We start from the raw sequence: 12,850 nt of genomic DNA, 5'->3' as shown, positions 1-12,850 counted from the left end.
TCACATAAGCCTCATCATGACCACAGCTACGCCCACGCGCCAGGAGAAGGATCTACTGGGTACGCGAGATCTTGATCACACCTTGTACTACGGCGTGCAGACGCTGCGCGCAAAGGAAAACTTCCATCTTTCCGGCCGTTGCATCGGCGAGTACCCGGACTTCATCAAGGCGTTGGCTATCGTCAAGCATGCGGCCGCCAATGCCAACCATCGGCTCGGCCTGCTGGACGCCGCCAAGCACGGCGCCATTGCCAAGGCGTGCGCGGAAGTCTTGGATGGGGCGTTCCACGATGCCTTCGTCGTTGACATGATCCAGGGCGGTGCCGGAACCTCCACGAACATGAACGCCAATGAGGTGCTGGCGAACCGCGCGTTGGAGCACCTGGGCGAGCAGAAGGGCAGCTACGGCCGGCTGCACCCCAACAACGATGTCAATCTGTCGCAATCGACCAATGATGCATATCCGACGGCCATTCGGGTCGGACTGCTCCTGGCTCATCTGCCGCTGCTGGAAAACCTGGGCCACCTTGCGGCCACGCTGGCCAACAAGGCGCAACAGTTTGGCGGCATCCTGAAGATGGGGCGTACCCAACTCCAGGACGCGGTTCCCATGACGCTTGGACAGGAATTCCAGGCCATGGCCGATACCGTCTCGGCCGACCTTGAGCAACTGCGTACGCTCATTCCCGCGACGCTGTGCGCTGTCAATCTCGGCGGTACGGCGATCGGCACCGGCATCAATGCGGATCCGCGCTATCAGGCCATTGCAATCGAAGAACTGGCTGCGCTGTCCGGGTTTCCTGTTCGCGCCGCGCCCAACTTGATCGCCGCGACCTCGGACATGGGCGACTTCGTGCTGCTATCGGGACTCGTCAAGAAGACGGCACTCCGTCTGTCGAAGATCAGCAATGACCTGCGCCTGCTTTCAAGCGGCCCGCGGACCGGCATCGCGGAAATCAATCTGCCTGCGCGCCAGCCCGGCAGCTCGATCATGCCGGGCAAGGTCAACCCGGTCATTCCGGAAGCGATGAACCAGGTCGCTTATGAGATCGCCGGCAACGATGCCGCGCTGACCCTGGCGGCCGAAGCGGGCCAATTGCAGCTCAACGCGATGGAGCCGCTCATCGCCTACAAGCTCTATGACTCCATTCGGCTATTGTCGCGCGCCGTGCGCATGCTGGACCGTGAATGCATCGAAGGGATCACCGCGAACCCCGAGCAATGCTCCGCGCTGGTCCAGCGTTCGATCGGTATCGTGACAGCGCTGAATCCGTATATCGGATATGAGAACGCTACGCGAATCGCGCGCCTCGCGCAGGAAACCGGTCGAACCGTGGTAGAGCTGGTTCAGTCGGAACAGCTCGTGAGCAATGCGCTTCTGGCGGAGATTCTACGGCCGGAGAATATGGTGGCGCCCCGTAGCGCATTGACGAGCTAAGCAAAGCCATGCGGAGCCGCGATTCGCCGGCTCCGCCACGACGCATTCCGGTCGGGCGTATCTGCTGCGGCACAGCATGCTGCCGCAGCTGATGGAACGCAGGCTCGGTCAGCCGCTGACCTGGAGGGTATCAGCGCTGGCAAAGCGACCGACGGCATAAGGTTCGAGCGGGATCGAGGTCTGGCCGGTGGCGATAAGCTCGGCCATGATCTCGCCCACGCCGGGGCTGATGGCGAAGCCCTCGCCGTTGAAGCCGAAGGCGTAGTGCAGTCCGGGCACGGTGGCGCTGGGCCCCATCACCGGCTGCCAGTCGGAGGTGTAGCCTTCGATGCCGCTCCAGACGCGGATCAGCTGCACGTGCTCGAAGGCCGGCACGAAGCGGCGCAGCTCGCGGAGCTGGCGCAGCACGTTGTCGGGCCTGACGTAAGCGCGAATGCGGTCGATATGCGCCGGTCCCTTGAGCCCGCCGCCGAAGACGATATTGCCGCGCGAGATCTGGCGGAAGTACAGCCCCTCGTATTCGATCGGCGACGAGATGCCGATGGAGGGGCCGATGGCATAGGGCAGCGGCTCGGTCACGCCCATTTGCGGGCCCCGTGCTTCCATCGGCACGGCTTCGCCGAACTGCGCGGCGATGCGGTTGGACCAGGCGCCGCAGGCCACCAGCAGCTGCGGCGCGCGGAAGCGCCGGCCATCGGCGGTGTGGGCGACGAAGCCATCGGGGTTGCGCTCGACCTGCATCACCTCGGCATGCTCGACAATGTTTGCGCCGGCGCGGCGGGCGGCACGCGCGAAGGCGGGGCCGGCCAGGCGCGGGTTGGCATGGCCATCCTGCGGCGAATACGAGCCCGCCACGATGGCGGGCGCGAAGATGCCCCAGCGCTGGCGCAGCTGCCCGGCGGTGTAGAGCTGCAGGTCCAGGCCGAGCGGCTTCACGTCGTGCGCATGCTGCTCGAGCACGGCGGCCTGCTGTTCGGTGTAACACACGCGCAGATGGCCGTATGGGACGAACTCGAGATCCTCGCCCAGCAGTTCCCTGACGCGGCCCCAGACGGCGCGCGCGCGGTTGGCCAGCGGCATCTGGTGCAGCGCGCGGCCCTGGCGGCGCACATTGCCGAAGTTGGTGCCGCTGGCCTGGCGGCCGACCAGCTCGCGCTCGAGCAGGATCACCGAGAGGCCGCGCTGGCGCAGGAAGAAGGCGGTGGTGGTGCCCATCAGGCCGCCGCCGAGGATCAGCACATCGGCGTCCTGGTTCCGGGTTGCCGTGCTGCTCATGCCTTCACCTCGCTGGTATTCATCATCAATGGCTTGACCGGTGCCTGCGAGCGCAGGCGACCGACTTGTTCGACCGGGATGGCGCAGCGCTGCGCCACGATCTCGGCCGCGGCATGGCCGCAGAAGCGGCCCTGGCAGCGGCCCATGCCGACACGGCTGAAGGCCTTGGCGCGGTTCAGTTCCTGGCTGTCGAGCTCGGTCACGCAGCGGCGCAGCTCGCCCACCGTCACGGCCTCGCAGCGGCACACCACTGTGTCATCGGGCAGAGCGGCGGCCTGCGCGTGCGGCCACGGGAAGGCGCGCGCCAGCCCCTGGCGGAAGCGGTCCATCTTGCCGAGTGTGCGGCGCAGGGCGGCGGACTCGGCGGTGTACAGCTCGCGCCCGCGCGCGTGGCCGAGGTCGGCCAGCGCCGCCAGCGCGGCGAGCCGACCCGCGGCCTCGGCGCCATCGGCACCGAGGATGCGGGCGCCATCGCCGGCCAGGTAGACGCCGCGAGTGCTGCTGCGCCCGTCCTGGTCGATGCGCGGCAGCCACTGGCGGCTCACGGGCTCGAAGGCGAACTCGCAGCGCGCGAGGTCGGCCAGCTGCGTCTCGGCACGCAGATGCCAGCCCAGGCCGACGGCGTCGCAGGCAAAGCGCTGCTCGCGCCCACTCGCATCGCGCGCGGTGACGCCCTGCACGCCAAGACAGTCATCGCCGTCGATGGCCAGCGGCGCCACGCCCTGCAGCACCGGCACGCCGGCGGCGCGCAGTGCGCGGATCAGGCCGAGGCCGCGCAGGGCCAGGCGCGGACGCGCCAGCAGCCCGGCGATGGCGGCCCACGACCTGGTGGCGGGCGCGGTGTCGAGCACCGCGGCCACGCGCGCGCCGGCCTGCACGTACTGGTTGGCCACCAGGTAAAGCAGCGGCCCGCTGCCGAGGAAGACGACTTGCGAGCCGATGGCGCACGCCTGCGCCTTGAGCGCGATCTGCGAGGCGCCGAGGCTGTAGCAGCCGGCGCGGTGCCAGCCGGGCACCGGCATGAGGCGATCGGTCGCGCCGGCGCACACCAGCAGCGCATCGAAGGGCAAGGTCTTCGGTTCGCCGTCGCGCACGACGTGCAGCTCGCCTTCGGTCAGGTTCCACGCGAGCGTGTCGGGGCGATAGTCGATGCGGTCGCGCAACGCGTCGAAGTCGCGGTGCAGGGCCTGGGCCTTGTGGGCCTCGCTGCCATAGAGCTTGGCGTAGGAGCGCTTGAAGCCCTCGGGCTGGCGGCGATAGATCTGGCCGCCGTCGCGGCGGCCCTCGTCGACCACGGTGGGGCGCAGTCCGGCCTGGACCAGCGCCTGGGCCGCGCGCACGCCGGCGGGGCCGGTTCCGACCACGACGATGCGTGGCGATGCGGACAGGGCGCTCATGCGGCGGCTCCCTGGCGGTGGCGGGCGAGCGATTCCTGCAGGTCGGGCGTGGCCGGCCAGTGCTGTGCGGGCGGCCGGGTCAGCACCTCCATGCCGGCCTCGGCCGGGGTGGAGCAGGCGCGCAGGCGCTGGCCGGCGGGCGTCCAGACCCAGCAGTCCTGGCAGGCGCCCATCAGGCAGAAGCCGGCGCGCGGGCCGTCGCCGAACTCGCTGTCGCGCACGCGCCGGCCGTTCATCAGCAACGCGACCAGCAAGGTGTCGCCGGCCAGCGCGGTGGCGCTGTGGCCGTCGATGCGCAGGGTGATAGTGGGGCGATCGGACTCTGCCAGGCGCGTAAAGCGAGGCGGCGGAGAATGGGAGGTGTCGGGCATGGCGTTGATCCGGTAACGGCGGTTATGGCGCGGCAGCTGTCATGTCGTTGCCGCGCGGACGTCGGACCGGGACAGCGCGTCGTCGGTCAAGGCGCGCTCCGCTGTGTCATCGAGTCATCATGGCTGCATGACGGCAGGCTTCCATGCGTGCGTGGCGAAAACGGCGGGAAGCTTTCACAAGCTTAGAGCTGCAGTCGCATGGCATGGTGCTGCATTTGCGGAACGCACGAATGACGCTGCTGTTATCTCCGCCATGACAGCAGATTGTTCGGTGTTGGATTGGACGGTTGTGGGCCGCCTCGCATCGATCGATGCGGCTGGAGCGCCATATCAAGCTTGTTTTCCATGTCGTCGTGCCGGGCCGCGCCTCAGGGTTTCTCCGGGGATTGGAAGATTCGTTCGCGTGGGGGGGCGGCTTTGAAATTCGATGCGGTGGCGCAGACCGCAACAGGGACAAATTCTGAGGCTTCGCGTCTAGCATGGAAACCATGAATCAACCACGGTGCCAACCCCAGGCGCCCTTCATCCCGTGCAAGTATTCGATCCCCAGACGATCCCTGTGCCCGCGGGCCATTTCATCGGTGGCCGCCTAGTGACCGACGCAGGCCGGATCCCGGTGCGCCGACCCTCCGACAACCGGGTGCATGCCGAGCTGCCGCTGGCCGATGCTGCCACGGTCGATGCCGCGGTGCAAGACGCGTGGCGGGCGTTGCGCACCAGTGACTGGGCGCGCCGTGCACCGCGCGAGCGGGCCCGCGTGCTGCGCCGCTGGGCGGACCTGATCGAGGCCGACGTGCGGGGACTTGCGCCTCTCGAAGCGGTGTGCTCGACACGGCCGGTCCGCGATGCCGGTGCCGGGGACGTGCCATTCACGGCCGAGGGCCTGCGCTTCTTTGCCGAATACGCGGACAAGCTTGGTGGAGACGTAGCCGCCACCCGGCCCGACCATCTGGGCATGGTGGTGGCCGAGCCGTACGGGGTCGTTGGCGCCATTACGCCGTGGAATTTCCCGCTGGTGATGGTGTCGTGGAAGGTTGGCGCAGCACTTGCCGCAGGCAATGCGGTCGTGCTGAAGCCGTCGGAACTGACGCCGTTCTCGGCGGTGAGGCTGGCGGAACTCGCTATCGAAGCTGGTGTGCCGCCGGGCATGTTCAACGTGGTCCAGGGCGACGGACAAACCACCGGCGATGCGCTCACGCGCCACCCGCTGGTTGCGAAAATGACCTTCACGGGATCGACGCGCACCGGGGCGTCGATCATGGCTGCTTGCGCGGTGCATGGGCCCAAGCCCGTGACCTTGGAGTTGGGCGGAAAAAGCGCGCAACTGGTATTCGACGATGCCCCCGACCTGGACCGGCTGGCCGGCATTATCGCCGGGGCCATTACCGGCAATGCCGGGCAAGTGTGCGTCGCCGGCTCGCGCCTGATTGTGCAGCGGGGCGTCGCCGAGGCGCTGGTCGAGCGCATCGTGGCGCGCTTCGCAGCCCTGCGCCCGGGTGCGACCTGGGACGACGCAACCACGCTGGCACCCATTATTTCGGCAGGGCAGGCGTCGCGCATCCTGGACATCGTCGAGCGGTCCAGACAGACCGGCGCGGAATTGCGCTGCGGCGGCGGCCTGTTCGACGGTGGCCCGGGCGGCGCGTACTTCCAGCCCACGCTGATCTCCGGGGTGGCCGCAGACAACGCTGCCGTGCAGGAGGAGATATTCGGCCCCGTGCTGACCGTGCAGACCTTCGGCGATGAAGAAGAAGGCCTGGAGCTGGCCGGGCATGCGAACTACGGCCTCGCCGCAGGCGTGCATACGGCGGACATCGGGCGGGCGTTACGGGCGATGCGCGGCATCTCGGCCGGCACGGTATGGATCAACCGTTATGGGCGCAGCGCCGACTTTGTGATTCCGACCGGAGGCTACCACCAGTCGGGCATCGGCAAGGATCTTGGCCGGCAGGCGGTCGAGGCGAACCTGCGCTTCAAGAGCGTGCTGATCGATTTTTCCGAGCCGCGGTAGCCATGCATGCCGGCAGGACAGGGGCCTGTGGACGCACAGCCGCGGTGCAGGCCGCACGACCTGCCGTCGCAACTTAAATAACCGCATTTTCGCCGCGTGACGCGGCTGAATTTCCCAATAACCGTAAAGAGCTCGCATGCTCTAATCCCCCGCAATCACGCTGTCATCTGCGCCGGACAACGCGCAGTTCCACCCCGGTCGATGACCGGTAACCCCTGAGGATCAGAAAACATGACCTTCCGACCCAAGTACGTGACTTTTGACTGCTATGGCACGCTCACGCGATTCCGCATGGGCGAGATGACGCGCGAGCTGTTCGCCGATCGGATTGCCCCTGAGCAAATGGAGCAATTCATCGCCGACTTCAGCGCCTATCGCTTCGACGAGGTGCTGGGCGACTGGCAGCCGTATGAAGTGGTGCTGAAGAACGCCGTGCGCCGCCTGTGCAAGAAGTGGAAGATCCAGTACCTGGACAGCGATGGCCAGTCGTACTACGACGCGGTGCCGACCTGGGGCCCGCACGAGGATGTACCGGCGGGCCTGGCCAAGGTGGCCAAGGAGATTCCGCTGGTGATCCTGTCGAACGCCTCGGACGACCAGATCCAGAAGAACGTGGCGAAGCTGGGCGCGCCGTTCCACCGCGTCTACACCGCGCAGCAGGCGCAGGCCTACAAGCCGCGGCTGAAGGCCTTCGAGTACATGCTGGACTCGCTGGGCTGCAATCCTGAAGACGTGCTGCACGTGTCGTCGAGCCTGCGCTACGACCTGATGTCGGCCGATGACCTCGGCATCGTGAACAAGGTGTTCGTGAATCGCGGCCACGGCCCGGGCAACGCGGCTTACCGCTACACCGAGATCCAGGACATCGGTGGCCTGCCTGCCGTCGTTGGTCTCTGAAAACCCTCAGCGGTCCCTCCCGTACATCACTATGAAGCTCGATTCCTATTGGAAAGATTCAGTGCCTCCGCTGGCTCTGAATGCGTACGATCTGCCGCCCCAGGTCGATGTCGCCATCGTCGGCGGCGGCTTCACCGGGCTGTCGGCAGCGCTGGCGCTGGCCAGGCGGGGCGCGAGCGTCGTGGTGCTTGAGGCGGGGCCCACCATTGCGCCGGAGGCTTCCGGGCGCAACGGCGGACATGTCAACAATGGCCTTGCGGTGGATTACGCCGACGTTGCTGCCAGGGTTGGCGCGCAGCGGGCCCGTGACTGGTACCACGCCTACGACGATGCGGTCGACACGGTGGCGCGCATCATCCGCGACGAGGGCATCGCTTGCGATTTCGAGCGCAACGGCAAGCTCAAGCTCGCGACCCGTGCGCATCAGATGGATGCGCTGCGCCGCAGCGCGGACAGGCTTATCGCCGATGGCGTGGATACCGATGTGGAAATACTCGACGCGCACCGCGTGCGTGCCGAGGTCCAGAGCGAACGCTTCCACGGCGGCCTGCTCTACAAACGCAGCGGCCAGATGCATATGGGCCGCTTTGCCCAAGGCCTGGCCGTGGCCGCGCAGCGCCATGGCGCACAGATTCATACCGGCACGTGTGTACAGCGCGTTGAGCGCATGCATGGCCAGGTACACCGCCTGCACACCACGCGCGGCACCGTGCTGGCCCGGCAGGTGCTGCTTGCCACCGGCGCGACCCGCCATGGCGGCTATGGCAGCTTTGGCTGGCTGCGCCGGCGCATCGTGCCGATCGGCAGCTTTATCGTGACCACGGAGCCGCTGGGGGCAGAGCGCGCGGCTGCACTGCTGGCCAAGCGCCGCACCTACACCACGGTGGCGAACATCCACCATTATTTCCGTCTCACGCCCGACCATCGGCTGGTCTTCGGCGGCAGGGCGCGCTTTGCCATCTCCAGTCCGCAGCAGGACGCCGCCAGCGGCGAAATCCTGCGTGCCGGCCTCGCCGAAATCTTTCCTCAGCTGGCCGATGTCCGGCTGGACTATTGCTGGGGCGGGCTGGTTGACATGACCCAGGACCGCCTGCCACATGCTGGCGAGCGTGACGGTCTCTTCTATTCGATGGGTTACAGCGGCCACGGCACTCAAATGTCCGTCTACATGGGTGAGCGCATGGCCGCCGTGATGGCCGGCGACGCAGCCGCCAACCCATGGCGCGAGCGCGATTGGCCCGCCATTCCCGGACACTTCGGCGCGCCATGGTTCTTGCCCGCCGTTGGCCTGTACTACCAGCTCAAGGATCGGCTGGCTTAAGCCATACCAACCGATCCTGTATTCAACAACGCGACTTGCATGCCTTCCCTAATCGATACACAGGAGTACAACCATGAGCGATAGCCGTAACCAGTTGGAAAACTTTGTCGGTCCCGGTGAAAGCCTTCGCATGATGGAAGAGCTCAAACACGGCGCCACCCGGCGCGATGTCCTGAAGATGCTGCTGGCGGGGGGCATGCAGGCCACGCTGGCCGGCGGTTTGGCCGGCGCGGCGGTGAGCGCGCATGCGCAGACGCCCAAGCGCGGCGGACGCATCCGCGTGGCGGTCGCCACCGCAGCGGCCTCCGATACCCTCGATCCGGCCAAGCAGTCGAACCAGAACGACTACGTGCGCTGCAACATGGTGTACAACGGACTGACTTCGCTGGACCGAAGCCTGACGCCGCGGGCGGCGCTGGCGGAGACGTTCAACACCACGGACGCCAAGACCTGGGTCTTTACGCTGCGCAAGGGCGTGACCTTCCACGACGGCAAGGCGCTTGTGCCGGCCGACGTGGTGTACTCGATCATGCGCCACAAGGATCCGGCCACGACCTCCAAGGCCAAGGTGCTGGCCGAACAGATCGAGAGCGTGAAGGCCACCGGCCCGAACGAGGTCACGGTGGTGCTGAACAGCCCCAATGCCGATCTGCCGGTCATTCTGGGTACGTCCCATTTCCACATCGTCAAGGACGGCACCACCGACTTCAGCGCCGGCATCGGCACCGGGCCTTACAAGATCAAGGAGTTCAAGCCCGGTGTGCGCACGCTGGTGGTGCGCAACGACGCATACTGGAAGCCGGGCAAGCCATACCTCGACGAGATCGAACTCGTCGGCATTGCCGACGACAGCGCGCGGCTCAATGCGCTGTTGTCCGGCGGGATGGACCTGGTGGCGATGGTCAACCCGCGTTCTGTGTCGAGGGTGAAGGGGACCCCGGGCTACGCCATCATGACGACGCAATCCGGCCAGTACTCCGACCTGATCATGCGCAAGGACGTGGGCCCCGGCGCCAACCCTGACTTTATCCTGGGCATGAAGTACTTGCTGGACCGCCAGCAGATGCGGCAGACCATCGCGCTCGGTAATGCGGTGGTTGCCAACGACCAGCCCATCGACCCCACCAACCGCTTCTATTTCAAGGATCTGCCGCAGCGGCCGTTCGATCCCGAGAAGGCGAAGTTTCACCTGCGCAAAGCTGGCGTGTCCGGCAAGGTACAAGTGGTGACGTCCCCCGCAGCGCTGTATTCGGTCGAGACCGCGCTGGTGTTGCAGCAGGCCGCGCAGCGTGTCGGCCTGGAGCTCGACATCAAGCGCATGCCGGCCGATGGCTACTGGTCGAACCACTGGCTCAACAGTCATGTTGGCTTTGGCAACGTGAATCCGCGGCCCAGCGCCGACACCATCTTCACGCAATTCTTCAAATCGGATGCGCCGTGGAACGAGTCGCGCTGGAAGAACCCGAAGTTCGACCAGTTGCTGGTAGCGGCGCGCGGTGAGACCGACGTCGCCAAGCGCAAGCAGATGTATGCCGACATGCAGACGATGGTTCACGAGGATGCTGGCATCGGCATCCCGTTGTTCCTGGCAAGCATCGACGCCCATACGACCAAGCTCAAGGGCCTGTCGCCCATTCCGCTGGGGGGGCTGATGGGCTATATGTTCGCCGAGAACGTGTGGATCGATGCGTGATCCTGACCCATGGAGCGCCGGGTCATCCGGCCGCTGAACAGTGCCTCAAATGATCGCGGCGGTCTCGCGACCGCACGCTCCCTGTGTGAACCAGGCCGCGCTGTAGTTTGGCCTTCTCAACGACAACCGCTCTTAGACCGGAGACGCCCTACATGAGCACATTCATTTACAAAGCAGATCCGGCGCGAGGCCAGCAGTGGGCCAAGGTCTTTGCGCGCGAGCGGGCGGATGTTGATTTCCGCATCTGGCCCGATATTGGCGACCCCGCGCAGGTCCGGTACCTGGCGGCGTGGGAGCCGCCCGAGGATATTGCACAGCGCTTTCCCAACCTCCAAGTGGTGTTCTCAACGGGCGCGGGCGTTGACCAGTTCAATCTGAAATCAGTACCGGCACATATGCCGCTGGTGAGGATGATCGAGCCAGGTATCGTGGAGGGCATGGTGGAGTATGCGGTGTTCTCGGTGCTGGCGCTCCACCGCGACATGCCGGCATATCGGCGGCAACAGGCGCAGTCGAACTGGAGTCCCATCCAGGTGCGACTGGCGCAAGAGCGGCGTGTCGGAGTGCTGGGACTAGGCTCTCTGGGGCAGGCAGTGCTGGCGCGCCTGCGCTCGTTTGGCTTCGACTGTGCGGGATGGTCGCGATCGCAACGCAGCATCGACGGGGTGACGTGCTACGCCGGTCAGGCGGAACTCAACGCATTCCTCGCACGTACCGATATCCTCTTGTGCCTGCTGCCGCTAACAGACGAAACGCGCGGCATGCTGGACGCGCGCCTGTTCAACGCCTTGCCGCGGGGTGCCGGACTGGTGCACGCTGGCCGGGGCCAGCAACTTAACCACGCGGATTTGCTGGCCGCGCTGGATTCCGGGCAAATCGGCGACGCCATTCTCGATGTCACACATCCCGAACCGCTGCCCGCGGACAACCCATTGTGGCGGCACCCGAAGGTATGGATCACGCCCCACATTGCCAGCATGACCCGACCGGATACTGCTGCCATGGCTGTGCTGGACAATATGCGCCGCCATGAAAACGGCGAGCCGGTCATCGGGCTTGTCGATCGGGCAAAAGGATACTGACGTCTTCAAATAATCAGGTAGATATCGTGGCATCAACGATAAAGAGAATATCACATATCACCTGATCCGACGGTCATCAATAATAAACATCGGCGTGCCTGAAAATAGATATTAATATCATTCAGGAAGCCATGAAAATGCGAATTCATCTTGAAGAAATATCGATGATGAATTCGCCTGACCCCGTGCATTTCAGGTAATGGGTAAATCAAAGCAATGGGAGGAGAAATTTTCATGAAGTATAGAATGTTGGCAATGTCGGCCGCATGTCTGGTGGGTTCCGGCGCGCACGCCCAGTCGAGCGTCACGCTCTATGGGGTCGCTGATGTGGGATTCGAGTACCTGAACCACGCAGTAGCGTCAAATGGCACCGTTGCCGCCGGCGCAGCCGGTCCCAATCTATGGGCCATTCAGTCGGGCAACCAGTCGGGGTCGCGTTGGGGGGTGCGTGGCGTCGAAGATCTGGGAGGCGGACTGAAGAGCATTTTCCTGTTGGAAAGCGGGTTCAACATCGATACCGGTACCTCGGCGCAGGGCGGTCGCTTGTTCGGACGCGGCGCGTACGTCGGCCTGCAGACCGGGTGGGGTCAGGTTACGTTCGGACGGCACACTACGCCCTTTTTCGACTTCGGCGTTACCTACGACCCGATGGCCATCGCCAGCCGGTACTCGGTTGGCGCACAGGACCCGTACATGGGCGGAGCGCGCGCCGACAACTCGGTCAAGTACATGGGCAAGTTCGGCGGACTAAGCCTGAGCGGCCTGTATAGCTTCAATAGCAACAACCAGGAAGTCGCGGGGAATTTCACCAACGGACGTTCGTATTCGGCCTCGGCAAGCTATGCCGCCGGGCCGTTCGCCTTCGGTGCCATCTATGACCAGTCGAACCGTTCGGCAGCTACCGCGCTGTCGACCAACAGCCTGATCCGGCGCGCGGCAGCGGCGGCGACCTACTCGGTGGGTTCGGCCAAGGTCTATGCAGGGTATCGGTATGCGCACGCGTTCAACGGTGCCGTCCTGCCGGGCGTTGCCCTCGCCAACACGGTGTCGAACCTCGCCTGGCTTGGCGCTGCTTACCAGGTTACGCCCGCATTGTCTGTGGCTGGCTCTGCCTACTACCAGAATCTGCGAGAGTCGAATGCCGGCAATCCATGGCAGTTCGTGGCGCTGGTCGACTATGCACTATCGAAGCGAACCGACGTCTACAGCACGGTGTCGTACGCGCTGAACCGCGGCAAGTCGAACCTCGGCGTAAATGGGTTCAATGACCAGCTGGGCGTCAGCAGCGAAGCTGTGCGTCCCGGTACCAACCAGTTTGGCGCCGTTGTCGGCATTCGCCACAAGTTCTGAACCTGCCGCGACCTG

The 12,850-nt window shown here is 65.3% G+C and carries 10 protein-coding genes; 7 read left to right on the top strand and 3 right to left on the bottom strand.

The genetic code is table 11. The features are described 5' to 3' along the window. Nucleotides 1-16: 16 nt before the first annotated feature. Complete coding sequence (locus tag E0W60_RS33465; protein ID WP_135707050.1) at nt 17-1,438, top strand: aspartate ammonia-lyase; 1,422 nt, start codon at nt 17-19, stop codon at nt 1,436-1,438. Nucleotides 1,439-1,546: 108 nt separating this feature from the next. On the opposite strand, the gene E0W60_RS33460 is transcribed toward E0W60_RS33465, so the two are convergent. From E0W60_RS33460 to E0W60_RS33450, 3 genes are read right to left on the bottom strand one after another with little or no spacing between them, the layout of a single operon-like run. Further along, nucleotides 1,547-2,713, bottom strand: coding sequence for an NAD(P)/FAD-dependent oxidoreductase (locus E0W60_RS33460; protein WP_135707049.1), 1,167 nt, complete (start codon nt 2,711-2,713; stop codon nt 1,547-1,549). Next, a complete protein-coding gene (locus tag E0W60_RS33455; RefSeq protein ID WP_135707048.1) occupies nt 2,710-4,110 on the bottom strand; it encodes an NAD(P)/FAD-dependent oxidoreductase in 1,401 nt (466 codons plus the stop codon). The genes E0W60_RS33460 and E0W60_RS33455 overlap by 4 nt, the downstream gene beginning before the upstream one ends. Continuing rightward, nucleotides 4,107-4,481, bottom strand: a complete 375-nt coding sequence (locus E0W60_RS33450; protein WP_135707047.1) for a (2Fe-2S)-binding protein — start codon at nt 4,479-4,481, stop codon at nt 4,107-4,109. Before E0W60_RS33450 ends, E0W60_RS33455 begins: the two co-directional genes overlap by 4 nt. Nucleotides 4,482-5,010: 529 nt before the next feature. On the opposite strand from E0W60_RS33450, the gene E0W60_RS33445 reads away from it, so the two are divergent. The 6 genes from E0W60_RS33445 (at nt 5,011) to E0W60_RS33420 (ending at nt 12,835) form a co-directional block, all read left to right on the top strand. Next, nucleotides 5,011-6,492: an aldehyde dehydrogenase family protein gene (locus E0W60_RS33445; protein WP_135707046.1), complete on the top strand. Its 1,482-nt coding sequence runs from the start codon at nt 5,011-5,013 to the stop codon at nt 6,490-6,492. Nucleotides 6,493-6,723: 231 nt separating this feature from the next. Next, the gene (locus E0W60_RS33440) at nt 6,724-7,389 is read left to right on the top strand and encodes a haloacid dehalogenase type II (RefSeq protein ID WP_133092903.1); all 666 of its coding nucleotides are present in this window, start codon (nt 6,724-6,726) and stop codon (nt 7,387-7,389) included. A 31-nt stretch (nt 7,390-7,420) separates the two neighbouring features. After that, nucleotides 7,421-8,710, top strand: a complete 1,290-nt coding sequence (locus E0W60_RS33435) for an NAD(P)/FAD-dependent oxidoreductase (RefSeq protein WP_135707045.1) — start codon at nt 7,421-7,423, stop codon at nt 8,708-8,710. Nucleotides 8,711-8,783: 73 nt separating this feature from the next. Next, nucleotides 8,784-10,403 (top strand): ABC transporter substrate-binding protein, encoded by a 1,620-nt coding sequence (locus E0W60_RS33430; protein ID WP_135707044.1) that lies wholly within the window; start codon nt 8,784-8,786, stop codon nt 10,401-10,403. A 152-nt stretch (nt 10,404-10,555) separates the two neighbouring features. Next, complete coding sequence (locus tag E0W60_RS33425; RefSeq protein ID WP_135707043.1) at nt 10,556-11,485, top strand: 2-hydroxyacid dehydrogenase; 930 nt, start codon at nt 10,556-10,558, stop codon at nt 11,483-11,485. A gap of 234 nt (nt 11,486-11,719) precedes the next feature. Then, nucleotides 11,720-12,835: a porin gene (locus E0W60_RS33420; protein WP_135707042.1), complete on the top strand. Its 1,116-nt coding sequence runs from the start codon at nt 11,720-11,722 to the stop codon at nt 12,833-12,835. The last annotated feature ends 15 nt before the right edge of the window (nt 12,836-12,850 follow it).

Origin of the sequence: Cupriavidus oxalaticus (genome assembly GCF_004768545.1) — a bacterium.
Classification (GTDB): Bacteria; Pseudomonadota; Gammaproteobacteria; order Burkholderiales; family Burkholderiaceae; genus Cupriavidus; species Cupriavidus oxalaticus_A.
The sequence above is the reverse complement of the archived record's forward strand: the minus strand, read 5'-3'. Positions and strand labels throughout refer to the sequence as shown.